The organism is Brevibacterium sp. Mu109, from assembly GCF_900169375.1.
Taxonomy (GTDB): Bacteria; Actinomycetota; Actinomycetes; order Actinomycetales; family Brevibacteriaceae; genus Brevibacterium; species Brevibacterium yomogidense_A.
In genome coordinates, this window is the sequence record NZ_FXZF01000025.1 from 23,038 (window position 1) to 45,987 (window position 22,950).

At 67.3% G+C, this 22,950-nt stretch carries 21 protein-coding genes and 1 pseudogene; 10 read left to right on the forward strand and 12 right to left on the reverse strand.

All coding sequences use genetic code 11. The features are described from left to right. Window positions 1–54 precede the first annotated feature (54 nt). On the forward strand, window positions 55–831 hold the full coding sequence (locus tag BSP109_RS13600; protein WP_101601319.1) for an NAD(P)-binding domain-containing protein: 777 nt from the start codon (window positions 55–57) through the stop codon (window positions 829–831). Between the two features lie 36 nt (window positions 832–867). Here the strand turns inward: BSP109_RS13600 and BSP109_RS13605 are convergent, their stop codons facing one another. The 8 genes and pseudogenes from BSP109_RS13605 to BSP109_RS13640 all read right to left on the reverse strand — a co-directional run bounded on the left by BSP109_RS13605 (window position 868) and on the right by BSP109_RS13640 (window position 7,462). Further along, window positions 868–1,599 carry a glucosamine-6-phosphate deaminase gene (locus BSP109_RS13605; RefSeq protein WP_101601320.1) on the reverse strand — a complete coding sequence of 244 codons (732 nt, stop codon included), beginning with the start codon at window positions 1,597–1,599 and terminating at the stop codon, window positions 868–870. Window positions 1,600–1,702: 103 nt separating this feature from the next. Then, on the reverse strand, window positions 1,703–2,437 hold the full coding sequence (locus tag BSP109_RS13610; RefSeq protein WP_101601322.1) for a hypothetical protein: 735 nt from the start codon (window positions 2,435–2,437) through the stop codon (window positions 1,703–1,705). Next, window positions 2,434–3,327: a hypothetical protein gene (locus tag BSP109_RS13615; RefSeq protein ID WP_146001165.1), complete on the reverse strand. Its 894-nt coding sequence runs from the start codon at window positions 3,325–3,327 to the stop codon at window positions 2,434–2,436. Before BSP109_RS13615 ends, BSP109_RS13610 begins: the two co-directional genes overlap by 4 nt. Then, window positions 3,324–3,968, reverse strand: coding sequence for a SipW-dependent-type signal peptide-containing protein (locus tag BSP109_RS13620; protein ID WP_101601325.1), 645 nt, complete (start codon window positions 3,966–3,968; stop codon window positions 3,324–3,326). Before BSP109_RS13620 ends, BSP109_RS13615 begins: the two co-directional genes overlap by 4 nt. Window positions 3,969–4,062: 94 nt before the next feature. Next, window positions 4,063–4,650: an alternate-type signal peptide domain-containing protein gene (locus BSP109_RS13625; protein ID WP_180959744.1), complete on the reverse strand. Its 588-nt coding sequence runs from the start codon at window positions 4,648–4,650 to the stop codon at window positions 4,063–4,065. 124 nt (window positions 4,651–4,774) lie between these two features. Beyond that, window positions 4,775–5,341: a signal peptidase I gene (locus tag BSP109_RS13630; RefSeq protein WP_101601328.1), complete on the reverse strand. Its 567-nt coding sequence runs from the start codon at window positions 5,339–5,341 to the stop codon at window positions 4,775–4,777. Further along, entirely contained in the window at window positions 5,338–5,886 is a 549-nt protein-coding gene (locus tag BSP109_RS13635) for an SDR family NAD(P)-dependent oxidoreductase (RefSeq protein WP_101601329.1), read from the reverse strand. The genes BSP109_RS13630 and BSP109_RS13635 overlap by 4 nt, the downstream gene beginning before the upstream one ends. A gap of 47 nt (window positions 5,887–5,933) precedes the next feature. Further along, a pseudogene (locus BSP109_RS13640) lies at window positions 5,934–7,462 on the reverse strand (succinic semialdehyde dehydrogenase). 106 nt (window positions 7,463–7,568) lie between these two features. On the opposite strand from BSP109_RS13640, the gene BSP109_RS13645 reads away from it, so the two are divergent. The 4 genes from BSP109_RS13645 to BSP109_RS13660 all read left to right on the forward strand — a co-directional run bounded on the left by BSP109_RS13645 (window position 7,569) and on the right by BSP109_RS13660 (window position 11,295). Beyond that, on the forward strand, window positions 7,569–8,144 hold the full coding sequence (locus BSP109_RS13645) for a peroxidase-related enzyme (protein WP_087004594.1): 576 nt from the start codon (window positions 7,569–7,571) through the stop codon (window positions 8,142–8,144). A gap of 140 nt (window positions 8,145–8,284) precedes the next feature. Further along, the gene (locus tag BSP109_RS13650; protein ID WP_101601330.1) at window positions 8,285–10,012 is read left to right on the forward strand and encodes a carbon starvation protein A; all 1,728 of its coding nucleotides are present in this window, start codon (window positions 8,285–8,287) and stop codon (window positions 10,010–10,012) included. 3 nt (window positions 10,013–10,015) lie between these two features. Beyond that, window positions 10,016–10,321 (forward strand): cory-CC-star protein, encoded by a 306-nt coding sequence (locus tag BSP109_RS13655; protein ID WP_219618559.1) that lies wholly within the window; start codon window positions 10,016–10,018, stop codon window positions 10,319–10,321. Then, complete coding sequence (locus BSP109_RS13660; protein WP_101601331.1) at window positions 10,312–11,295, forward strand: ArsA family ATPase; 984 nt, start codon at window positions 10,312–10,314, stop codon at window positions 11,293–11,295. The genes BSP109_RS13655 and BSP109_RS13660 overlap by 10 nt, the downstream gene beginning before the upstream one ends. Before the next feature lie 54 nt (window positions 11,296–11,349). On the opposite strand, the gene BSP109_RS13665 is transcribed toward BSP109_RS13660, so the two are convergent. Further along, window positions 11,350–11,772 carry a DUF2695 domain-containing protein gene (locus tag BSP109_RS13665; RefSeq protein WP_087004603.1) on the reverse strand — a complete coding sequence of 141 codons (423 nt, stop codon included), beginning with the start codon at window positions 11,770–11,772 and terminating at the stop codon, window positions 11,350–11,352. A 259-nt stretch (window positions 11,773–12,031) separates the two neighbouring features. Here BSP109_RS13665 and BSP109_RS13670 point away from each other — a divergent pair, with 259 nt between their 5' ends. Then, complete coding sequence (locus BSP109_RS13670; RefSeq protein ID WP_256970189.1) at window positions 12,032–12,850, forward strand: SurA N-terminal domain-containing protein; 819 nt, start codon at window positions 12,032–12,034, stop codon at window positions 12,848–12,850. A gap of 94 nt (window positions 12,851–12,944) precedes the next feature. Here BSP109_RS13670 and BSP109_RS13675 read toward each other — a convergent pair whose 3' ends face one another. Continuing rightward, window positions 12,945–13,991, reverse strand: coding sequence for a tellurite resistance/C4-dicarboxylate transporter family protein (locus tag BSP109_RS13675; RefSeq protein ID WP_257944697.1), 1,047 nt, complete (start codon window positions 13,989–13,991; stop codon window positions 12,945–12,947). A 141-nt stretch (window positions 13,992–14,132) separates the two neighbouring features. Between BSP109_RS13675 and BSP109_RS13680 the strand changes: the two genes are divergently transcribed. The 3 genes from BSP109_RS13680 (at window position 14,133) to BSP109_RS13690 (ending at window position 17,784) form a co-directional block, all read left to right on the forward strand. Next, window positions 14,133–14,864: a TetR/AcrR family transcriptional regulator gene (locus tag BSP109_RS13680; protein ID WP_101601335.1), complete on the forward strand. Its 732-nt coding sequence runs from the start codon at window positions 14,133–14,135 to the stop codon at window positions 14,862–14,864. After that, complete coding sequence (locus BSP109_RS13685; RefSeq protein WP_101601337.1) at window positions 14,857–16,296, forward strand: MDR family MFS transporter; 1,440 nt, start codon at window positions 14,857–14,859, stop codon at window positions 16,294–16,296. Before BSP109_RS13680 ends, BSP109_RS13685 begins: the two co-directional genes overlap by 8 nt. A 582-nt stretch (window positions 16,297–16,878) precedes the next feature. Then, complete coding sequence (locus BSP109_RS13690) at window positions 16,879–17,784, forward strand: macrolide 2'-phosphotransferase (protein WP_101601339.1); 906 nt, start codon at window positions 16,879–16,881, stop codon at window positions 17,782–17,784. 327 nt (window positions 17,785–18,111) lie between these two features. Here the strand turns inward: BSP109_RS13690 and BSP109_RS13695 are convergent, their stop codons facing one another. Both BSP109_RS13695 and BSP109_RS13700 read right to left on the reverse strand, forming a co-directional pair. Further along, window positions 18,112–20,613: a PEP/pyruvate-binding domain-containing protein gene (locus BSP109_RS13695; protein ID WP_101601341.1), complete on the reverse strand. Its 2,502-nt coding sequence runs from the start codon at window positions 20,611–20,613 to the stop codon at window positions 18,112–18,114. Between the two features lie 53 nt (window positions 20,614–20,666). Next, window positions 20,667–21,863, reverse strand: a complete 1,197-nt coding sequence (locus BSP109_RS13700; RefSeq protein WP_101601343.1) for a glycerol acyltransferase — start codon at window positions 21,861–21,863, stop codon at window positions 20,667–20,669. Between the two features lie 119 nt (window positions 21,864–21,982). Here BSP109_RS13700 and BSP109_RS13705 point away from each other — a divergent pair, with 119 nt between their 5' ends. Continuing rightward, window positions 21,983–22,558, forward strand: coding sequence for a 1-acyl-sn-glycerol-3-phosphate acyltransferase (locus BSP109_RS13705; protein WP_101601351.1), 576 nt, complete (start codon window positions 21,983–21,985; stop codon window positions 22,556–22,558). The last annotated feature ends 392 nt before the right edge of the window (window positions 22,559–22,950 follow it).

A 22,950-nucleotide genomic window follows, 5' to 3' on the forward strand; every position in this document is an offset into this window, starting at 1 on the left:
GGTCGTGCAGGCTGAAGACACTCCCTGATCCCCCTTCGAACGGACGACTGACACATGAGCGGAACCATCGGCTTCATCGGCGTCGGCGAGATCGCTGCGGCGATGATCGAAGGTCTCGCCAGCGCTGAGGAGCCGCCGGAATCCCTAGTCCTCTCACCGCGGGGCCGGAACAACGTCACGTCGCTGGCGCAGCGATTCCCCGGCCTGGTGACGGTGGCGGCGGACAACCAGGCCGTCGCAGATGCGGCGGACACGATCATCGTCGCTGTCCTGCCCGAGCAGGTGGCAGAGGTTCTCGAGCCGGTCGCCTTCCGCGACGCCCACGTCCTCATCAGTGCCCTGGCGGGCGTCACCATCGCCGAGGTCCGGGCCGCCGTAGGCGTTGATGTCCCGGTCATCCGTGCCATTCCAATGCCGCCGGTTCGAAACCGTGCCGTCGCGACGGTGGTCACCCCGCAGCATCCGACCGCGACGGCGATCTTCGACGTGCTCGGCGGGACCTTGCCGGTAGCGGATGAAGCGGCCCTGTCCGTGTTCTCGTCCGTGACGGGCGCGGTGTCTGGTTACCTCAAGTACCTCGCAGTCGTGTGCTCGTGGGCGGAATCGCAGGGGGTCCCCCGCGAAGACGCGGAACGGTTCCTGCGTGACCTCTTCGCGGGGCTCTCCCCCGCGATCAAGGACACGAACACCCCCATGGAGCAGGTCGTCAGCGACCATGAGACTCCAGGTGGACTCAACGAGCAGCTGCGGACGACCTTCTTCGAGGAGACGGGCACTGCGTCGCTGCAGAAGGCGCTCGATGAGCTCCACGCCCGTGTCACCGGATCCTGAACCGCCCGTGGTTAGTGAGCCCCACGCACACGTGAGTCAGCTGCGACCGAGAAGAGACGCCGCCGCGTCGTCCAGGTAGACGTCGACGTCTGCGTGGTCCTGCAGGGCACTCGCCGGGACGTCCTCTGTGGTGGCGCCTTCGATCATCGCGCGGATGGCGGGGGCCTTGCCCTCACCGAACGCGAGCAGGAGCGCATGCCGCGATTCGAGGATCGTGCCGATGCCCTGCGAGATCGCGCGGGTCGGCACATCTGCTTCGCTGTCGAAGAAGCGGGAGTTCGCCTCGCGGGTGCTGGGGGTCAGGTCGACGACCCGCGTGCGAGAAGCGAAGGAGGAGCCCGGCTCGTTGAAGGCGATGTGGCCGTTGGGTCCCAGGCCGAGGATCTGCAGGTCTACGCCACCCAGCGCGAGGATGCGCTGCTCGAAGTCCGCTGCCGCGGCGTCCGGGTCATCCGCGTCACCGGTCGGCAGGACCGCTGCGTTCGCATCGATGCCCCACGGCTCCAGCACGTGCTCTGAGATGTAGCGACGGTAGCTCTGCGGGTGGCTGGGTGCCAGGCCCACGTATTCGTCGAGGCAGGTGATTCGCAGGCGGCTGAGGTCGAGACCCTTCGCCACGCGTGCGGTGATCTCCGCATAGAGCGGTTCCGGCGAGGACCCCGTCGCGATCCCCAGGACTGCGTCCGGGGTGTCCCGCACCAGCTGTTCGATCGCGTCGGCAGCCTGCGCGATCAGATACGTGGTGTCTTCGCCGGTAGTGATTCTCATGCGTGAAAGCGTACACACCGCGCGGCTTCCTTCGGAATTCATCTGACAGTCACTTCGGATATGTCGCAGAGATCATGCTCTGATCCTCTGGAAAGGACAGCCATCAGCTTCGTCTTCGAGCAGCCCGCACCGCCAGGGCACCGAGGGCTGTGAGAGTCGCGGCGACAAGGATCAGCAGGAAGATATCGGGGCCAGTGCGCGGCAGGTCCCCGTCGGGGTCAGGATCTGGTCTGGGCTCTTCGCTCGGGTCTGGATCCGAGCTTGTGCTTGGATCCGGACTGGGAGACGGGTCGCGAGAGTCGTCTGTCTCGGTGGGGCTGGGCCCCGGCGACTCGGGAGGCGGGGTGCCGTCCGGCACGTCGGCCTGTGCCGTCACGATCACTTTGAATCCGGCCTGCTTCTGCTTGGTGTCATTGCCCGCCTCGTCCGGCAGATGCACGACGAAGTGGAGGTCGGCCTCCTCGTCGGAAGGCAGGACGCCCAGCCAGATCGGGGAGTCGGAGTCGAGCATTTCGCCAAGCGATGCTGTGGCCGTCTCGCCGAGTCCCTCGACTGAGAGCTCCGCCTCCTCGTGGAGAGCATTCGGTTCCGACTCCGGTTCAAAGCGCACGCCTACCTTTGCCGCACTGCCCGTGTTCTGCGACACCACGATCGTGGAGCTGTTCGTGTCGCCGGGCACCATCGTGAGGTTGGTGAAATGGTCGCCGGGAGGCCCTCCAGCGGAATCCTCGACGGTGATGCGACCTTGCGCGAAGACCGATGTCGGCGCGGCCACGAAGCAGAGAGCGAGGATCGGGGCAACGAGTGCCGGTGGGATGAGCGGACGCCCACGGCTCATCGGAGGAACACCTCGACGACCATGTCTTCAGAGGGCGCGGTGGTTCCCCACGACTCCATGATGACCCACTGAATCTGACGCCCGTCGGTGCTGGTGGGGCCCTGATTGTTGCCGAACGGAGCCTGCGGTCCGGAGTAAGCTGCGAGGTTCACCGGGTTCGGCGTGCCGGACGAGAACGAGCCCGCGCCGCTCCAGTAGCCGCTTGCCAGGTACTCGACTGAGTTGCTCGGTGTGCGGCTCGTACCGGTGTCGGAGTTGAAGGCGTCCGTGAACGTCGGAACCGGGTCGATAGCGATCGGACACAGGATGGCACAATCAGGCCGTGCATCGCGCAAGTTCTTCGATCGGCCGGAGGCGACGAGCCACGAGTACTTCGACCTGTCGCTCAGGATCAAAGTGGCTTTGCCCAGACTGGTACTCCCCTCACGGTGCAGTCGGACGATCTCCGCGCCGAATCCCTGAGTCGGGTTCAGACGGTGTCCGGCGAAGCCACTCCCGTGTCGCGGCAGCCAGACCTTGTTGGAGACACGGCTGCCAGTGTTGCGCCAGGCGGTGATCTTGACCTGAGAACCGGATGACAGCCTGGAGCCGTCGCATGCCCAGAGCCTCACGCCCAGGCGCCGCTCGCCGCCGGAAGGCCCGTACTCACCGTTGTTGACGACCGGCACGATCGCCATCCTCGACTCGGACGACGTGTAGTACGGCATGGCACTCAGGCGATACACGTTCGACTGCTTTTCTGGAGTCGGCACTGAACACCACCGCCCAACGCCTCCCACTGTCTGCTGTGCGGTCTGTTCGGCAGTGAGATACGCAGCCGTCAATGTGGTCGGCACGAGCAGCGCCAGAGCGAGGAGCATGACGAGTGGGAGTCCGAAGCGTTGGGTCATGGAGACGCCGCCTGTTCGAGAAGCAGGGTGTTCGTCATCGTGAACAGCGGGTGGGAGGACGCGCTCGCACTGCGCCGGTTCTGCAGTGTGACTGCGACATCGACCGTGCGCCCCTGGGAATCCGTCACGGTCGCCGGCATCGACACGGTCAGCGTGACCGAGACCGATTCACCGGGCGCCAGCTGAGTGCCCAGGTCGACGTCGTGACTGAGTCCTCCCGAGCCGAAGCTGCTCGGCGGCACTGTGCTCACGCGACCTTCCACGGAGACCTCTCCGCGCAGGTACCCTCGGGCAGCCGCATAATCGTCTGCGTTTCGCACCCCACCACGGAGCCTCAGCGTTGCCTCGGCGTCCACGGCCGAGTCAGTCGAATTGCTCACCGTGTAGGTCCACCGCTGTGCCTGCATCCCGGGGATGATGCCCTGGCTGTTCCCCGACCGGTAGACGCCGCTGGTGGTGCCCGTCTGTACGCTCGTCGGCCCGCTCTGAGCGATCTCTGCCGTGAGTTCGCCCGCGGTGATGGACGTCGTGTCCGATGAGACCGTCTCACTCCACGCCGCATACGTCGCCGTTCCTCCCAGCAGCACGACGGCGACACCGGCTGCGGCGACGGCCGTCAGCACAGCACTGCGTGAAGTCATGTGGTCTCCGAACGACGACGAGCTCTCTCCCAGAACAACGATGAGTGTGCGGGCCCTCGGCGTTTCCGTTGTGCCCGCACACTCCTGGTGAAGATCAGTTGTTCGGTGCCTGCGTGAGCGTGTAGTCGACGGCGAAGTCCAGCGAACCGAGCTTGGCCGCGTTGAACTCGGACTCCTCGCCCCAGGGGAAGGTGATGGTGGTGGTCACCTCGACGCTTCCGGTTCCTTCACCGGTGAGCGTGTCGCCTTCGAGGGTGAGACCATCCGCGCCGGTGAGTTCAGTCGCCGCCAGATCCTCAGCGGTGATCGCGTCGGCAAGAGCCGTGTCTGCTTCCGCCTCGCTCGTCGGAGTGATGCTGATGTCACCGTTGAAGATTGCGGCGATGTTCTCGCCCTGGAGTTCGACGGGGATCGACTGCGTGTAGGTGAGGATATCCCCCGGCACGATCTGGTCCGCCGCCGGGTCGAACGCCTCTGCCGCGGTCGGCTCGCCCGCACCGCTGCCAGCATGGCTGATCTCCCAGCCGCCACCGGCGACCGTGCCGATATCGAGCGTTCCGGCGGAGATGATCCCGTCACCACCGTCGGCGCTATCGGTCCAGAAGGCGACGGTGCCAGCGCCGCCCAGGAGGAGTGCGACGCCGATGCCACCGGCGATTGCGGCCTTGGTCACGTTCTTCATGTGAGTCCTTCGCAGTATGGGATGGAGCAAGACGCCCGCGCTTGTCCTACGAGAACTGGACGGGTCTGTATGCAGGCTACAAACCCTCACAGGATACAACAAACCCAACGTGTTGAAACGAGTGTCAGTGCGCAGCCTTCTTCTCTCGCCCGCTGAACACATTGCGCAGGAGCAGAACCGCAGCGTAGACGAGCAGCCCGATCCCTGCGATCGCCGCCAGCTTCGGCCTGACGTCCATCGGCAGCCAGGTGCCCACGTAGCCGAGGTACGGCACGTGATAGATCACCTTGCCGCGGATCTGCTCGGCGCGGACAGGCTCCGGATCGATCGAGTCGTTAGCATCCCCCTGCGTCCGATACCGGACCTCTCCTTCGACGATGTCGACGGCGATCACACGATGCGTGACCGTCTGCGGTTCGCCGGATTCGAGTTGGTAGGTCACGACGTCGTCGAACTGCACCTGACCATCGGAAACTTCCTGCGCGACGACGATCGAACCGACCGGGATCTCAGGCTCCATCGAGCCGGAGACCACTGTGTAAGGCTCCGCACCGATGACTCGCGGCACCAGGACTGTCGCGACGATCGCCAGGAAGCAGATGACGACGACTGCCCACGCGATCGTCTGCCCGCCCACGGCCAGCCACCACCGGAAACCTCGCCGGGGCCTCGTCGACGACTCTTCGTTCATACGGTCGAGCCTCTCTGAACAGCTGTCGCTGCGGCCCGGCTCACGGGCATCTGAGCCGTCGGCGCCACTGCCTCTTGTCTCCGCCCGGTGAAGGCATCCATCGTGTCGTTCACGCCGAAGAGGTTCATCACACGGTCGAACAGCTTCACCGGCAGGAGGCGCGCCGCGGGGATGACCCCCACCATGCGCGGCATGACGAGCTGCTGACGTCCTTCCACCATCGCGGCGGCGCTCGACACCCTCATGATCGCCCCGAGCAGACGCTTTCCGGTCACGACCCCCGCGTTGTTCACCAGGATGTCGACGGGGCCCACGGCCTCGGCGGTCGTCTTCACCGCCTGGCGGTCGGTCACGTCGATCTCATGGGAATCGGCGTGGCCCCTGCGTGCGCGGATCTCATCGCGGACAGCCTCGCCGGCACTGGCAGACAGGTCCCAGATGACGACGTGGGCGCCTTCGTCGGCCGAACGCAGCGAGAGCAGGCGTCCGATCCCGCTGCCGCCGCCGGTGACCAGGAAGGTGGCCCCGGGAAGAGGATGCCGCATGGAGAGTCCTTCGCGTCGTAGGTGAACCTGACTTGAGTGAACCGGTTTCAGTTGAACCGGCTGAGCACGCGGACCCCCGCGTGCATGATCGAAGCCCACCGTTCACGTGTCATCCCGGGTGGTCCGGACACGGGGACGAGGCGCTGCTGGGCGATGGTCTGCGACTCCGTGTATCCGAGGATGCCCTCTGTCCCGTGACGACGTCCCAGCCCGGAGTCCTTCACGCCGCCCATCGGAGCATCGTGAGAGGCCCACGTCGCCGCGTACCCCTCGTTGATATTCACACTCCCGGCCTGCAGGCGACGAGCGACCTGGGGGCCGCGCTCTTCGACCAGACACTCGCGTTGAGCCCGTACGGGGTGTCATTCGCCGCAGCGATCGCTTCGTCGTCGCTGCTGACGCGGTAGAGGCTCACGACAGGTCCGAACGTCTCCCCACTGTGCGCCTCCATGCCAGCCTGCACATCAGTGAGCACGGTGGGCTCATAGAAATAGGGGCCGAGGTCCGGGCGGGCCCGTCCTCCCGCGAGGACGCGCGCACCCAGCGCAACTGCATCGTCGACGTGCCGGGTGACGGTCTCCAGCTGCTGTGCACTGATGAGCGACCCCATGTCCGCCTCCCAGGTCAGGCCCGCACGGACGTCCATCGCGCTCACGTGCTCGAGGAACCGATGCGTGAACGCGTCCCACTGGGAGTCGTGGACGTAGATGCGCTCCATGCTGATGCACAGCTGCCCGGAGTTCGAGAAGCACGCGGTCACCGCGCCGACGGCGGCCCGTTCGACATCCGCGTCTTCCAGCACGAGCAGCGGGTTCTTCCCACCCAGCTCTGCGGAGAATCCGATGAGCCGATCTGCGCAGCGGGTCGCGAGGGTCCGGCCCGTCGCCGTCGACCCTGTGAACACCATGTGGTCGGCGTGCTCGACGACCTCTCCCCCGACCTCGGGCCCGTCCCCCAGGACAATCTGGAGCAGACCGGGCGGCAGGCCCGCCTCCTCGAGCAGCGACAGCGCGTACAGCGCGGTGTGGGGTGTCTTGTCATCCGGCTTGAGGACCACTGCATTGCCCGCCAGCAGCGCGGGCAGGGAGTCCGTCACGGGAAGCGTGAACGGGTAGTTCCACGGCGTGATGACGCCGACGACCCCGTAGGGCACCCGCCGTTCGACCGTGCTGGTGAGGAGCGGGATCGCTCCAGATCGTCGACGGTCCTTCAGCGCTGCGGGGCCGCTGTGGGCCAGATACCCGGCCCACAGTGCCACGTCCGTCACCTCTTCGAACGCGCTGGCTCGGGACTTGCCGGTCTCCCGCTGGATCCAGGTGAGGAGTTCGGAGTTGTGGTCGAGCACCAGATCGCGGAAGCGCGTGAGGACAGCGACACGGTCACGCATCGGTGTGCGCTCCCAGCGCTCCTGCGCTCCACGGGCACGGTCGAACCCCGTTGCGACATCCTCTCGAGAGGACCGCGGGAGCGTGCCGATGGGTGTGCCGTCGAACGGGCAGCGCACGTCCACGGTGCCACCGTCACCTTCGGCGGTGACCAGTGCAGCGAGGTCGGGTTTCATCGCCAGCGAGCTCATGGCTACACGGTAGCGCGATCCGCGCGCCGGGCTGAGGCGTCCTCAGAGCTCCGGGCCTCCAGCGCGCCGCGAGGCGGAGTGTGACACAGGTCGCTAGTGTGGGGCCATGCGCTATCCGTATGAGGACATCGAGAACGTTCCTGACGACATCCGCGAGCAGATCCTCGCTGTGGCGGAGAAGACCGGGTTCGTCCCGAACGTCTTCCTGGGCCTGGCGCGGAGGCCGGCGGAGTTCCGCGCGTTCTTCGCGTACTACGACGCGCTCATGGAGAAGGAGACCGGCGGCCTCACGAAGGCGGACCGGGAGATGATCGTGACGACGACCTCGGCGGCCAACGGCTGTCTGTACTGCGTCGTCGCCCACGGCGCGGTGCTGCGGATCCTGTCGAAGGACCCGTACGTCGCAGATCAGGTCGCCGTCGACCATCGGCATGCGGACATCACCGACCGCCAGCGGGCGATGCTCGACTTCGCAATGAAGGTGACGGAAGAGCCGGCTGCCATCAGCGACGCGGACCACGAGGCTCTCGCGGCCCACGGGTTCGACGATGAGGACGCGTGGGACATCGCAGCGATCACCGCATTCTTCGGCCTGTCGAACCGGATGGCGCTGGTGGGCGGCATGCAGCCCAACCCCGAGTTCTACCTCATGGGCCGCGTACCGCGGGAGAAGAAGGCGTAGGTCACCAGGGCAGACCGACACTGCTCACACCGATCGCCAAGGTCGTTCACATGAAACGATGAGGTAGGTAGACTACCGCAGTACCTCGCTTTGACAACGATCATGTCTGTGCAACGACGCAGCGACGAAAGGCACACCGGATGAGTCCCGTCCTCCTCATGGCGATCGGCCTCGCGATCCTGGCACTCGGGTACTTCGTGTACTCGAAGTACCTCGCGAATCGCGTGTATCAGCTGAACGACAGCTTCCGCACTCCCGCGCACGAACTGCGCGACGGGGTCGACTACGTTCCCACCAACAAGTTCGTCCTCTGGGGTCACCACTTCACCTCAGTCGCAGGCGCCGCCCCCATCGTGGGCCCGGCCGTCGCCCTCATCTGGGGTTGGGTCCCCGCATTCCTCTGGGTGACGATCGGCACGGTCTTCTTCGCAGGGATGCACGACTTCGGCGCCCTGTGGGCCTCCGTGCGGAACAAGGGACAGTCCATCGGCTCGCTGTCCGGCCGCTACATCGGCAAGCGCGGAGCGGGACTGTTCCTCATCGTCATCTTCATCCTCCTCCTCATGGTGATCGCCGCGTTCTCCGTGGTCATCACCAACCTCCTCATCTCCACCCCCTCCGCGGTCATCCCGACCTGGGGCGCGATCGGCGTCGCACTGCTGGTCGGCGTGGCGGTGTACCGCCTGCGCATGCCGCTGCTGCCCGTCACCATCGTGGGCGTCGTCGCCCTCTATGCGCTCATCGTGCTGGGCGACGCGGTCCCCGTCGTCATCCCGGAGAACTTCCTCGGCATGACGCCGACCGTCTTCTGGATCCTCACGCTATTCGTCTACGGCGCGTTCGCGTCGCTGCTGCCGGTGTGGGTGCTCCTGCAGCCGCGCGACTACATCAACGGCGTGCAGCTCTTCATCGGGCTGGCCCTCCTCTACGGCGCCGTCGTCATCGGCATGTTCGTCTCCGACGGTGCGCACGAGATCGTCGCGCCGGCCATCAACATGAATGTTCCCGACGGCACACCCAGCATCGTTCCGCTGCTGTTCGTCACGATCGCCTGTGGCGCGATCTCCGGCTTCCACGGCATGGTGTCCTCCGGCACCAGCTCGAAGCAGCTCGACAAGGAGACCGACTCGCGGTTCGTCGGCTACTTCGGTGCGGTGGGCGAAGGCCTGCTGGCACTCGGCACGATCATCGCGATCTCTGCGGGTCTGCGCACCGTCGCAGAGTGGGAAGAGCTCTACAGCGCCTTCGGCGACGCCGGCATCCAGTCGTTCGTCCAGGGCGGCGGCATGCTCATGGAGGCCGGTCTCGGCCTGCCTGCTTCGCTGAGCGCCACCGTCCTTGCGACGATGGCAGTGCTGTTCGCTGCGACATCGCTGGACACCGGGTTCCGCCTCATGCGGTTCGTCGTCCAGGAGATGGGCGAGCGCGTCAATCTCAAGGTCGGCAAGTACGCCGCGACCGGCGTCGTCCTGGTGCTCGGCATGGGCCTCACGTTCTCGCAGGGCCTGGGCGCTGAAGGCGGTCTGCGCATCTGGCCCCTCTTCGGCACGACCAATCAGCTGATGGCATCGCTCACGCTCATGATCCTGGCAGTCATGCTGATCCGGAAGCGGCGCAATCCGTGGCCGGCGCTCATCCCGCTGGCGCTCGTGTTCACCATGTCCTTCTGGGCGGCGATCGAGCAGCTCTTCAGCTTCGCCGCACCGGGAAGCCAGGACTGGCTGCTGTTCATCATCGACTGCGTCATCATCGTGAGCAGTGTGCTCGTGGCGATCGAAGGAATCAGAGCGATCATCCGTGCGACCAAGGAGCCGCCGGAGCACGCCGATGAGGACGAGAAGCTCGTCGCGGTGCGCGAAGAGGTCTGATCAGTGACCGACGGCACCGGTTCGAACGCGGCCCGGCCCTGGGCGAGGGATCTCGCCCAGGGCTGGGCCGCGTTCCGTGACGGTCTGGAAGAGTTCTACAAGGGCCCGTACCGGCAGATGTTCGCCCGCGAGAAGCGCGATGAGGACGATTTCTTCACCCTCATCGTGCTGGGCGAGGCGCTGGGTGTCCCCGACCCTGCCGCCTACTACACGGCGGAGTTCCTCCCCAGCCTCTATCAGGACTTCCACGCATGGCACCGACGCATGGGCATGCCCGACTCACCTCTGGACCACATCGCATGCTGCTGACTGCAATCGGCGGACTCCGCGTCGTCTTCGTCGGAGGCAAGGGAGGGGTCGGCAAGACGACCGTCGCCTCGACTGTCGCCGTTGCCCGGGCACTCGAAGGCGCCCGAGTGCTCGTCGTCTCCACGGACCCCGCCCACAATCTGGGACACCTGTGGGATCGCCAAGTCGGCGATGATCCCGTGCGACTGGCGACCTTCACGGAGGATGCGTCCGCCGGCGGCGCCGTCGAGGGGATGGAGATCGACCCGCGAGCCACCCTGGATCGGCACCTCGCCTCCGTCGAGCGCACGATGCGACGGATGCTGCCCGAACGCATGCGTCCTCACGCCGAGCGTCATCTCGAGATGGCGCGCGAAGCTCCGGGCAGCTTCGAGGCCGCGGTCCTCGAACGAGTGGCCGACGCCGCTGCACTGGGCATGGACGAGTACGACCTGGTCATCTTCGACACCGCGCCGTCCGGACACACCCTCAGGCTCCTCTCGCTGCCGGGTCAGCTCACCACGTGGACGGAATCGCTGCTGAAGAACCGTGATCGCTCCGAGCGGTACGCGTCGGCGATGCGCAGCATTGCGGGCACCTCCGGCGAAGACCTCGCAACGGCGGCGGATGCAGAGCTGCGTCGCACCCTCATCCGGCGCAGGGACCGATTCGAGAACCTGCGCGCGGTCGTGACGGATCGTGCGCGCACGGGGTTCCTCATCGTCTTCACTCCGGAGCGGATGCCCGTGGCGGAGACGCTGGAGCTCGCCGATTCGCTGACGGATCTCCACGTCCCCCTCGCAGCGCTCGTCGCCAACCGCCGGTCGCCCGCGGACGCAGGTGAGCTGCTGAGCGCGCGCCGTGACGTCGAAGAGCCGCAGCTGCACCGGGTGAGGGCCGCGCTTCCCCACGTTCCGCTGACCGAGCTGCCGCTGGTCTCCGGCGAACTGGTGGGCCACGATGCGCTCGTCGACTTCGCCCGGAGCCTCACCTGATCAGCACCAGGGTCAGCGGCAGCGGCAGCCATAGCGATTGCGATAGCCCCGGCATCACCATCCGCGGAGCGGACGCTCCCAATTGCCGCACGGGTTCACCGCGCCCCGCCGCACACCCGCGCACGGGGGCATGACGTCCGGCGGACCGCCCTCGAGGCAGGTCGCCTCCCCCTGCGCGTCCTCGACCCACCGGTCCCTGGACCACAGCGCGAACGCCGGTTCGTAGGCGTTGAGGAAGATCTCGCAGTCGCAGCAGCATGCACCCAGCCGGGAGAGCCGTTTGACGATCGCGGTCGCGCGAGGCGCGGAGGCGTCCCGGTACTGCAGCGTGAAGCGGTGGGTGTTGTCGCAGCCGAAGCTGCGCAGCTGACGGTCGACGAAGCAGACGAGGCACTCCCCCATCTCTGGGGTCATGAGCGCCAGCGCTGCGTCCCGGACAATGCGTTCCGCCTCTGCGGATTTCGTGTTCGCTTTCATAACCGAACACTCGCATGAGCCACGGACACAACTCACCAGCCCGACCGATCACTCGCAACCAGTGATGCACAGCCGGCACCGCACAGCCGGCACCGCGCAGACCACGCCCCAACCCCCGCGGAATCCGCACGATCCAGCCCGCGCTCAGACAGGGCACGCGCGCCGGTCAGTCGGCTTCGGTACCGTCGAGGGTTGGCCAGCGAGCATCGCCCGCACGCTCGGGCGACCGCAGACGAACAGTCTTCAGTCAGGAGTACGCGTGCAGTTTCGAACGATGGGCATGGGAATCGGTGCGGTCGGCTTCGCACTGACGGTCGCGGCATGCGGCGGCTCCGGCGGCTCGGAGGCCGCCCCCGAAGGGCAGGAGACTCCCGCCGCGGAACAGGGGCAGGACCCCGCAGCCGGTGGCGCAGCGGCCGAAGGCGAGCAGCCCGCGGCACCGGAACCCGACCTCGAAGGCATTCCCGACGTCGTCGCAGACGTCAACGGCACGGAGATCACGAAGGACGAGTTCACCGGGGTCTACGAGAGCCAGTTCCAGCAGATGGCGATGCAGTCGCAGGCATCGGGCCAGGAAGTCGATCAGGACAAGCTGAAGAGCGACACGCTGGACAGCCTCATCGGCGTCGAGCTCCTCGAGCAGGAGGCCACCGACCGCGGCATCGAGGTCGACGATTCCCAGGTCGACGAGGCCCTCACGGAGACGGCCGAGACGAACCAGATGAGCGCCGACGACTTCCTCGCCGCCATGGAGCAGCAGGGCATGCCGGAGGAAGAGGTCCGCGAGCAGCTCACCTCGCAGGAGACCGTCGGCAAGCTCGTCGAGGACGAGAACGGCGGGTTCGAGGCGAGCGAGGAGGAGCTGCAGGAGGCCTACGACCAGGCGAAGTCGCAGCAGGAGCAGATGGCGCAGCAGCCCCAGCAGGGTCAGCAGGCCCAGCAGCCGCAGGAGATGCCCCCGTTCGAGGACATGAAGCCGCAGCTCGAGGATCAGGTGACGCAGCAGAAGGAGGCAGAGGCGACTGACGCCCTCGCCACAGAACTGCGCGAAGAAGCGGACGTGACCACCAATCTCTGAGGCGTGACGGTCGGCTCGTGAACCGTGACCGTCGACCCCTGAACCGTGACGGTCAACCTCTGAAACGCAGCTGTCGACCCCTGAACCGTGACCGTCAGCCCCTGACGCGCCGCACGCTGCTGACGACGAAGCCCACGGCCACCGCCAGCCACGCGCACACGGCGACGCCCAGGAAGACGGTGCCCACGGCCTCGAGCGCGGGGATGCGGTCGACCCGACCCAGCTGGAGCGACGCGACCGCGAACATCCCCAGCGGGAAGACCATCGACCACAGTGCGGGCGTGTAGCGCAGGGGCACCCGGTGGACGACGTGCCGCCAGATCCCGGCGCCCGCGAACATGGGGATGAGCCACGCGGCGAAGCACCAGAAGATCACGACCGTCGCGCTGACGAGCGACCGTGAGGCATCGATCATCGGCGTCGACGGCATGTCCGCGATGCCGGCGCCTGCCACGACGGAGATCGCGAGCGCACCCATCGCCACCCAGTACGGCGGCTCGAACTGCTCCGGCGTCACCCCGTGGTGGACGAAGCGCAGCGTCACGAGCACGGCGATGCCGGCGTAGAGCAGCGTGCCGACGGACCACGACATCACCGTGAGGGTGCCGATGAGGTGCGAGTGCTGCGGGACCAGCGGCAGCACGGCGGCGAGCGCGACGGCCACTGACTGCGAACCCACCGACCAGATGAACCATGTGCCGTTGGTGCGCGCGAGGATCGGCTCGCCGTCGCGCGCCATGAGGACCTGCCACGGCAGGATGTAGCCGAGCACCAGCCACACCGCAGCCGCCACGACCACCAGGCCGATGGACACCGGCGCGAACCGCGTCTCCAGCAGGCCGACCGACAGCACACCCGTGCCAGCCACGATCGTGAAGTAGCCGAATGTCTTCTCCGGGTCGCGCTGGTCCGCCTTCACCCGCTCGCGATGGCGGAACCAGCGCAGGGCATAGAGCGCGGCCAGCACCGCATACGCGACGACCGCGATCACCAGCAGGATCGCCGAGGCCCACTCGATGCCCACGGTGTCCAGGCCGACCGCCACGATGCCCGTCGCCATGACGAGCGCGAAATAGCCCGGCGACAGCCCCGCGAGGGCACGGTCGAGTCGCTGCACGGGAAGGCTGGTCGTGGTCGTCACCCTCCCATTGTGGCCGCACCCCGGCGCCGAGGCCCCCGCGGGTCGCGGAAGGCCGTCACCTCCGGCGGCGGGCCGCACACGTGTGACCTCGACCCCCATTCTTGCAGGCCGTGCAATTATGCGCGTAATGTAATTTGCGAGATGACTACACACGAGACACCACCGGACATCAGCCTGCGCGAACGCAAGAAGCTGGAGACACGACGCCTGATCCGTCGGGTCGCATTGGACCTCGCCACGGAGCACGGCCTCGAAGAGCTCACCGTGGAAGCGATCGCCCACGGTGCCGACATCTCGCCGCGCACGTTCTTCAACTACTTCTCCCACAAGGAGGACGCGCTGGTGACGGACGCGGACGCCGCCGCTGAGGCGCTGCACTCGGAGATCGTCGCGCGGCCCGCAGACGAGTCTCCCCTCCACGCGATCCGCGCGGTCATCACGGAGAAGGACCTCTTCTCCCTCATGAACACGGACCGCGATCGCACACGCGCACGGCAGAGGCTGGTGCAGCAGCATCCGACCCTCACCTCGCGCCAGCTGAGTCAGCACGCGCTGATGGAGCAGTCGCTCCGTGCCGCGGTCGCAGAGCGCCTGGGCACGGACGAGGAGTCGGACCTGCGCCCCGCACTCGTGGCCGCGGTGGCGGGATCCGTCCTGCGGGTCGCCATCCAGCGGTGGACCGCCAGCGAGGAGTCGAAGCTGAGCGATCTGCTCGTCTCCGCATTCGACATGCTCGAGCAGGGCCTCCTCTCGTACACGCCCCTCGACGCGGGAACCGCACGCACGGACGTGTCAGACGCAGGAGCCGCAGGAGCCGCAGCGGCCGGAGCCGCAGACGCCGCCTCGCAGGCAGGAGGGAACTCGCATGAGTGACTCGCACACGGCGGGGCCACCGGAGCACTCGCCGGTGAACCGCAACGTCGTCATGGGCGTGCTGCTGTCCGGCGCGTTCGTCATCATCCTCAACCAGACGCTCCTGAACACGGCGCTGCCCGCCTTCATGCTCGACTTCGGCATCACCGCCAGCGAGGCGCAGTGGGTGACCACGATCTTCATGCTGGTCAACGGCATCATGATTCCCATCACCGCGTTCCTCATCCAGAAGTTCACGACCCGCACGCTCTTCCTCACCGCGATGGTGCTCTTCATCGTCGGGACGCTGATCTGCGCGTTCGCACCCGTCTACCCCGTGCTGCTGCTGGGCCGCGTCGTCCAGGCCATGAGCGGCGGTCTCATCATCCCGCTCATGCAGACGATCCTGTTCGCGATCTTCCCCGTGGAGAAGCGCGGCACAGCGATGGGCACATTCGGGCTCGTCATCTCGTTCGCCCCCGCGATCGGCCCCAGCCTCTCCGGCTGGATCGTCGACCATCTCCCCTGGCAGATCCTCTTCTTCATGATGCTGCCGATCGCCTTCATCGCGCTGGTGGTCGCCTACTTCATCCTCAGGAACGTCACCGAACGGACGCACCCGCGCCTGGACATCCTGTCGATCATCCTGTCGTCGTTCGGGTTCGGCGGTCTGCTGTTCGGCTTCGGCGGGGCCGGCGATGCCGGCTGGACCAGCGCCGAGGTCCTGGTCCCCCTGGGCATCGGAGTCATCGCCCTGATCTGGTTCATCTTCCGCCAGCTGAAGCTCGACGAGCCCATGCTCGAGCTGCGCGTGCTGAAGTACCCCATGTTCACCCTCAACACCGTGCTGGGCATGCTGGTGTTCATCGCAATGATCGGCGGGATGCTCATCATCCCGATGTACATGCAGAACATGAGCGACTTCAATGCGATGGAGTCAGGACTGGCCCTGCTCCCGGGCGCGGTGCTCATGGGAGTCATGTCGCCGATCACCGGGCGCGTGTTCGACGCCGTCGGTGCCAAGTGGCTGTCGGTCATCGGCTTCGCGCTGCTGGCCGGGTCGACCGCCATGCTCGCGATGCTCGCTGTGGACACCACGTTCTTCTACATCGCGGCGGTGAACACCGTGCGCATGCTGGGTACGGCGATGGTCATCATGCCGGTGACGACGGCGGCGCTGAACCAGCTCCCGCCGCGGCTCATCCCGCACGGCACGGCGCTCAACAACACGATGCGGCAGATCGCCGCGTCCGTGGGCACGGCCGTGCTCGTCACCGTCATGGTCGGAGCCGCACGGGACCCCGAGGTCTACGGACCCGCCGGTCCGATCCACGGCGCGAACATCTCGTTCCTCGTCGCCGCCATCGTCGCGGGCGTCGGCTTCATCGGCGCGTTCTTCATCAAGAACTCGCACGGTCCCACGACCCGTGAGACACGGACGGAAGTCGAATGACGGGCACGCTCGCGGAGTGTTGGGCGCTCTCGTCACGTGGCGGGCACTCAACGCCGCGAGTCCACGTGACCAGCACGCTCGCCGAGTGATCGGCGCCCTCGCCGGATGACGAGCGCTCTCGCCGAGTTGGTGGGCACTCCACGCCGCGGGCTCACGTGCCCCACCCCGAAAATCACATCGAGTGAGTGCAAACCGGCCCCCGATCACCACGACGGGGGCCGGTTTGCACTCACTCGGCGGGCTCGTGGATGATGGCGGGCCAGACGAAGCGCGGCGGAAGCTCGTGCCCCCTCCCTGCGAGCTCCAGCATCCTCGCGCTCGGGATCAACCGCGCCAGGGCTCTCCCACCAGCACGAGCGTGGGTGCGGTCTCCTCTCCGAAGGACTGCACGCAGAATTCGGCATCATCAGCAGTCGTGACGATGAATGTCGGTTCGTCGTTCATGGACGTCCCCTTCCTGCCGTCCACCGAACCACATCCTGGAGCGTGTGACGAGAGCTTCGCGCACGCGATCTCCCGTTCCCTGATCCCACCCGCCATTCCTCCTTACATCGTCGGAATGCGTATGGGAGCCTGGTACGCATGGATGGCTCACCGACCGACCTTCCGCACACCGTGGGCCGCATCGCCGCGGACCACGGACTCGACCTCGATACGTCGACGATCACAGTCAACGAGATGGGGCTGGATTTCCGCGTGGCGATCGCCCGGACCTCCGACGGCGACGCCTGGGTCCTGCGCCTCCCCCGGCGACCTGACGTGCTCGACCGTGCGGGGGTGGAGGGTCGCGTGCTGCGACTGATCGCCCCGCACCTCTCCGCAGCCGTACCGGACTGGCTGATCCACACCCAGGACCTCATCGCGTATCTGCTGCTTCCCGGTGAGCCCGGGCTCACCCTGACGGATCAGGGCGAACCCCAGTGGCACACCGATGTCTCCTCCGACGCGTTCTCGGAGAGTCTGGGCGACTTCCTCGTCGAGCTGCACCGCATCGATCCGGCGGAAGTCACAGATTCCGGCATCGAGGTCAGGACCCCCGAGCAGGAGCGCGAGAATTGGCGACAGGACATCGCCCGGGTCACCGCGGAGTTCGACGTCGCAGACCACCTCACCTCCCGGTGGGCTGCGTGGCTGCGTGAAGACAGCTACTGGCCGACGTGGAGCGTGCTCACCCACGGGGAGGTCTATCCCGCGCACACGCTCGTCACCGATGACCACATCACCGCGGTCCTCGACTGGACCACCGCATCGATCGGCGACCCGGCGAAGGACTTCATGTTCCACTGCATCGCCGCGTCACCCACTGCGTTCGAACAGACGGTGACGCGGTACGTCGAACGCGGCGGTCGCGTCTGGCCGCGGCTCGCGGATCACTGCACGGAGATGTTCTCCGCGAACGCCGTGGGCTACGGCCTCTACGCCCTGGAGACAGGCGATCCGACCCACCGCGAAGCGGCCGCCGCGCAGCTGAACCCTCCCCCGGACTGAGCAAGCGGCCCGCCAGCCCCGGCCCCGGCCTCGGCCTCGAGTGAGTACAACCCGGCCCCACCCCAGCCACAGCCCCGGCACCGGCACCGGCACCGAGTGAGTACAACCTGGTCCACACCATGCTGGAAGTGGACCGATTTGCACTCACTCGAGCAGCGCTCCCACCTCACCCGGGGCAGGTCTCCCCACACCCCATGATCGAGTGAGTGCAACCTGGCCCCGAATCGACGAATACGGGGCCAGGTTGCACTCACTCGGTGTCGCGACGTGACGATGGGGCCCGTCCCGCGAGCCCCATCGACGCCCTCACACGACCACCACCGTCGTTCACACGAGCACCACGGTCCCCTGCGTCCCGTCGAGGCGGACGCGCTGCCCGTTCTCCAGCCTCTTCATCGCGTCGCGCACGCTCATGACCGCGGGGATCCCCAGTTCCCGCGCGGTGACCGCTCCGTGCGACAGCGCGCCGCCGCTCTCCGTGATGACGCCCGCGGCCTGGTAGAACAGCGCCGTCCACGCCGGGTTCGTCGTGCGCGCCACGAGGATCGCACCGGCCGGGAAGTGCGGGAAGTCGTCGGGACTGTGGACGACGTACACCTCGGCCTCGGTCTGGCCCGGGCTGCCCGCGGTGCCCTGCAGATCCGCGTCGGTCGGGACCTCGGCGGTGTCGCTCTGTCCGTAGACCCAATCCGGATCGGACCGGGTCGCAGCGACGTAGACCGCCTTCTGCCGCTCGGCCAGCGGCCGCAGGGCGGCCAGCGCCTCAGCCGACCCGTCCCGCACAGCCGTCTCCACACCTTCGACGTGCAGGAAGTACACGTCGTCGCGGCTCTCCAGCGCACCGTGCTCCACCAGCCGCGCCCCCAGAGCGCGCAGGGCGCGACGCATCGGGAGGGTGAGCCGGGTGGTCTGGTAGTGCTCGAGGTCATCGAGCGCCGTGTACGCGCGCGCCAGCCGGATGACCTCCTGGAGGAAGTAGCGCATGTCGTCGGGGACCGCGTCCAGGACGCGGCGTTCGACCTCGGCCTGCTGGGCGCGCAGCTGGTTGGGAGACGCCTGCGCCTCCTCCTCGCGGTGAGCCAGGACGCGCAGCTGGTTGACGACGATGTGCGGTGCCTCGACCCAGGTGGGGTGGTAGGCGTCGAAGTCCAGCTCCCGGTGGCCGTGCCGCGCCAGGAACCCGTCGAGGTCGCGCATGAACCCGGGGAACTCCGCACGAAGATCGTCCACGCGCCCTTCGGCCGATGGGACCGCGTCCAGCCACTCGAGCAGTCCCGGGGTCGCCCGGATGGTGCGCGACAGCTCCCACAGCTCGTCGTTCACCTGCCCCGTCTTCGTGTCCGTCTGCGCGAGCAGCTGGTCGAAGACGCCCTGCGCCTGATCTGCGGGCAGCCCCATCTGCAGCAGCGTGAGCAGACCCTTGTACAGCGTGCTCTGCGTCAGTGAGATCGCGATGTTCGGCAGGAAGTAGTCGGTGCCCAGGTCGCTGATCTCCCGCACGTGGTCCCACAGCTCTGCGACGTCCTTGTCGTTAAGCGGCTCGTGGGTCAGACGCCCGATGCCCAGGAGGTAGGTGTCGAGGTCGCGCATCCACTGCACCGGCAGCTCCTGCACCCACGCGTAGCGGCGGGCGATCTCCGGCAGGGCCTCACGGATGGCATCGGCATCGCGGAACATGGCCACGGGGAAGCGGCCGCCGTAGAGCTCGACCGCGGTCTGGTTGCCGTAGATGAAGCTGTCGCGCATCGCGAACCACTTGTCGCCGAACGGCGGCAGCCCCATGAGCTGGAAGCTGTGGTTGAGCGACTGGTGGAAGCCCGCCTCGACGAGGTCCCAGGTGAGCGGCGTGACCGGATTCGGGTAGCGCTCCGCGGATTCGTCGCGCGTCCAGCGGGCGGCCACGCGTGTGACCGGCCGGGACTGCAGGAGGAACAGCTCACCGCCCGTGATCGCCCATTCGATGTCCTGCGGGAAGCCGAAGTGCTCCTCCGCGCGCACCGCCAGCTGGGCGACGGCCGCGCGGTCGGCCTGCTCGATCGCGGCGCGGTCGGCGAGCGCGGCATCCACCGCGACCTCCTCCGTCCCGCCGTCGGCGACGACGATCAGGGCCTGGGGCTTGTGGGCGACACGGACTTCGCGCTCCTCCGCTCCGTCGCGGCTGAGCAGGTACTCGTCCACCTCCGCTTCTCCGCCGACCACGGTCTCGCCGAGGCCGAACGCCGCATTCACGAGCACCGTCGTGAGGTCGCCGCGCACGGGGTCGATCGAGAATGCGACGCCTGCCGCCTCGTGCGCGCCCACCTCGACCATGCGCTGGACGACGACCGCCATCGACGCCTGCAGGTGGTCGAGTCCCAGCCGATCGCGGTACTTCATCGCGTGCGCGTTCCACAGGGAGGCGTAGCAGCGGCGGACCGCGAGGGCGATGGATTCCGCGCCCCGCTCCCCCAGGAACGTATCGTGCTGGCCGGCGAACGCGGCGCCCGGCAGGTCCTCCATCGTGCCCGAGGACCGGACGGCAACCGCGTGGTCCGACAGACCGTGCCGCTCCAGTGCCGCCTCGATGTCACCGATCCAGCCCGGATCGAAGTCCGTCGTCATCACGAGCTCCTGGATCGCGGCGGACGCGTCCTCCGTCGACGACTCCCGCACGATCTGCGTGATCTGCTTCCGCAGGGGCACGAGGAACTCGTCATAGGCCTCAGCGGTGACGATGATGCCGGGCGGGACGGGCAGCTCGCGGGCGGACTTCGCCAGGCTCGCGCCCTTGCCGCCGGACACGTCCAGGCGCGTGGCGTCGTCGTGCGCGAAATCGATGATGCGGGACATGGAGTCTCCTCTGCTGGGCGAGCGATCAGTCGTCTGGGCGGGCGGTCTGCGAGTCAGTCGAGCGGTGCGGTGTCGAGCGGTGCGGTGTCCAGAGGTGCGGTGTCGGGCTGCCAGCGACGAGCGCGCAGCAGCAGCCGGCCGGCCGCCGCGCTGAGGAGACCGGCACCCGCGACCGCCCCTGCGGTCGCACCGGCACCTGCGAGCACAGCCCAGACCGCAGCAGCCGCGACGATGAGGAGCCATATGACGACCCCCGCACTGCCGCCGAGGCTCCGGAAGAACGACACGGTGTTCCGTGCATCGGCCTTCTTCCCCGCGAGCCAGCCTGCGAGGAGGACCGGCGCGAGCAGCCAGTGGAGGGCGATCCCCAGGCGGCGAGGCCACGGCGACGGAGCCGCAGTCGCGGCAGAGGCCGGGCCCGAGGCCGTGACCGGCTCCGCGGAGACAGCCGAGCCGGCAGACGGGCCACCGTCGACCGTGTCCGCGCTGGTCACACTCTGCACCGCCGCGGCCTGCTCGTCGAGGAATGACGCGGCGAACGACTCCCCTGCTCGTGCGCGCTCGGTCGCCCGCCGCTGCACGATGTCGAAGGTCTGTGGATCCGGGCAGTGCACCGATACCGCATCGAGTGCCTCGGAGAGAATCGCGTGCGCTCGCTTCTCCCTCTCGATGCGTGGCCCGTCCGTGTCCTGCGGCAGGTCGACGTCGGGCCCGCACCACAGTTCCGCCATCGTGCCGAACCGCTCCGGCGCCAGATAGAACAGGCCCACGGGGATGACGTCGACGTCGACGCCCGCTTCCTGCAGGCGGCAGACGATCTTCGCAGCACCGCGCTGGTAGGCGCCGGCCGTGTGCTGCCATTCGCTGGTGCCTTCGGGGAAGATCACCAGATCACCGCCGGCGGTCAGGTGGTCAACGCCAGCGCTCACCGGATCGTTCACACTCGAACGGTCCATCCCATAGCGTTCGACGTCGCGCTGCCGGATGACGGGAATGCCGGTGAAGAGCAGGCGGAGCGGTCCGCGCAGCAGCTGCATCGACACGAGGTACTGCGCATGGGGGAAGGCCGACTGGACCAGCGCACCGTCGATCGCCCCGTTGCGGTGACTCGAGACGATGAGTCGGGGGCGACGACGCGGCCCCGGGACTGCTCCGCCGCTCCGCACGCGGACGAAGGACGCGCGCCGCATGCACGTGAGGACCCACCGGTGCCACAGATCCAGAGCCGCGCTTCGCGGAGGCTTCCCCATGCCGATCAGTCTCGCATACGGCACACGGCACACCGGCGGACTTCATGGTGCTGATCTGCAACAGCAGTCAGCCCCGCCGCCGGCGGCAGGGCATGGGAGCGGTGCTCTACAGTGATGTCGTGCTCAGACGCCTCATATCCCGCGCCTTCTGGTTCCTCAGCCCCTGGAAGCTGACGACGCAGCCGGCGCCCGACCGGCCGACGATCCTCATCGGTGCACCCCACACCTCGAACTGGGACTTCATCCTGATGCTGGGCATCGCCTGGCGACTGGGGATCGACGTGCGGTGGTTGGGGAAGAACAGCCTCTTCGCGGGCTGGCGCGGTCCGATCATGCGCGGCCTGGGCGGGATGCCGGTCGATCGCGCGAACCCGACCAGCGTGGTCACGGACGTGGTGCGGCAGGTGCATGCGGGCAAGGTGTTCGGCCTGGTCGTCACCCCGGACGGCACGCGCTCCGGGCACACGCACTGGAAGTCCGGCTTCTACCGCATCGCCCGGGAGACCGGCATGCCCGTCACCCTGGGATACGTCGACCGCCCCACGATGACGACGGGGCTGGGACCGACCATCGAGCTGACTGGTGACGTGAAGGCGGACATGGACCGGATCCGCGCGTTCTACTCGGACAAGACCGGGTTCCACCCTGAGAAGCGCGTGGAACCGCGGCTGCGCGACGAATCGTCGCAGGGATAGTCACTCGGGGTGCCCCCGCCCCACAGCACGGGAATCGCCCGAACGAGACCATGAATGATACCCACAAGTAACTTTCGTGAGTCCTCTCTCAAACCATCACGAACGCCGCTCACTGCTAGCAAACGCAGGACAAGACGAATACTGTGAATCGCGTCAGCGGTTCCTGCGAGATCAGCGAACTCGCAGCGCGATCAGACCGCACCATCACCATCAGACATCGATTCTGCGCCGAGGCCGCTGAGCGACCGCTCGTTCCCCGGAAAGAGAAAAGGGGTATCCATCTTGATGCCGATGGACGGGGCCGGTCTGCCGGGTAGGGTCGGGTGACGTAAGGGCCCCCGCGCTGCGTCAACAGCCGGGGGCATGGACTACACCGTCAAGGGGTGTATGTC

What these genes read in the sequence shown, in the direction of transcription:
- BSP109_RS13600 (WP_101601319.1), top strand. Translation starts at nt 55, where the DNA reads ATGAGCGGAACCATCGGCTTCATCGGCGTCGGCGAGATCGCTGCGGCG.
- BSP109_RS13605 (WP_101601320.1), bottom strand. Translation starts at nt 1,599, where the DNA reads ATGAGAATCACTACCGGCGAAGACACCACGTATCTGATCGCGCAGGCT.
- BSP109_RS13610 (WP_101601322.1), bottom strand. Translation starts at nt 2,437, where the DNA reads ATGAGCCGTGGGCGTCCGCTCATCCCACCGGCACTCGTTGCCCCGATC.
- BSP109_RS13615 (WP_146001165.1), bottom strand. Translation starts at nt 3,327, where the DNA reads ATGACCCAACGCTTCGGACTCCCACTCGTCATGCTCCTCGCTCTGGCG.
- BSP109_RS13620 (WP_101601325.1), bottom strand. Translation starts at nt 3,968, where the DNA reads ATGACTTCACGCAGTGCTGTGCTGACGGCCGTCGCCGCAGCCGGTGTC.
- BSP109_RS13625 (WP_180959744.1), bottom strand. Translation starts at nt 4,650, where the DNA reads ATGAAGAACGTGACCAAGGCCGCAATCGCCGGTGGCATCGGCGTCGCA.
- BSP109_RS13630 (WP_101601328.1), bottom strand. Translation starts at nt 5,341, where the DNA reads ATGAACGAAGAGTCGTCGACGAGGCCCCGGCGAGGTTTCCGGTGGTGG.
- BSP109_RS13635 (WP_101601329.1), bottom strand. Translation starts at nt 5,886, where the DNA reads ATGCGGCATCCTCTTCCCGGGGCCACCTTCCTGGTCACCGGCGGCGGC.
- BSP109_RS13645 (WP_087004594.1), top strand. Translation starts at nt 7,569, where the DNA reads ATGCGCTATCCGTATGAGGACATCGAGAACGTTCCTGACGACATCCGC.
- BSP109_RS13650 (WP_101601330.1), top strand. Translation starts at nt 8,285, where the DNA reads ATGAGTCCCGTCCTCCTCATGGCGATCGGCCTCGCGATCCTGGCACTC.
- BSP109_RS13660 (WP_101601331.1), top strand. Translation starts at nt 10,312, where the DNA reads ATGCTGCTGACTGCAATCGGCGGACTCCGCGTCGTCTTCGTCGGAGGC.
- BSP109_RS13665 (WP_087004603.1), bottom strand. Translation starts at nt 11,772, where the DNA reads ATGAAAGCGAACACGAAATCCGCAGAGGCGGAACGCATTGTCCGGGAC.
- BSP109_RS13680 (WP_101601335.1), top strand. Translation starts at nt 14,133, where the DNA reads ATGACTACACACGAGACACCACCGGACATCAGCCTGCGCGAACGCAAG.
- BSP109_RS13685 (WP_101601337.1), top strand. Translation starts at nt 14,857, where the DNA reads ATGAGTGACTCGCACACGGCGGGGCCACCGGAGCACTCGCCGGTGAAC.
- BSP109_RS13690 (WP_101601339.1), top strand. Translation starts at nt 16,879, where the DNA reads ATGGATGGCTCACCGACCGACCTTCCGCACACCGTGGGCCGCATCGCC.
- BSP109_RS13695 (WP_101601341.1), bottom strand. Translation starts at nt 20,613, where the DNA reads ATGTCCCGCATCATCGATTTCGCGCACGACGACGCCACGCGCCTGGAC.
- BSP109_RS13700 (WP_101601343.1), bottom strand. Translation starts at nt 21,863, where the DNA reads ATGGGGAAGCCTCCGCGAAGCGCGGCTCTGGATCTGTGGCACCGGTGG.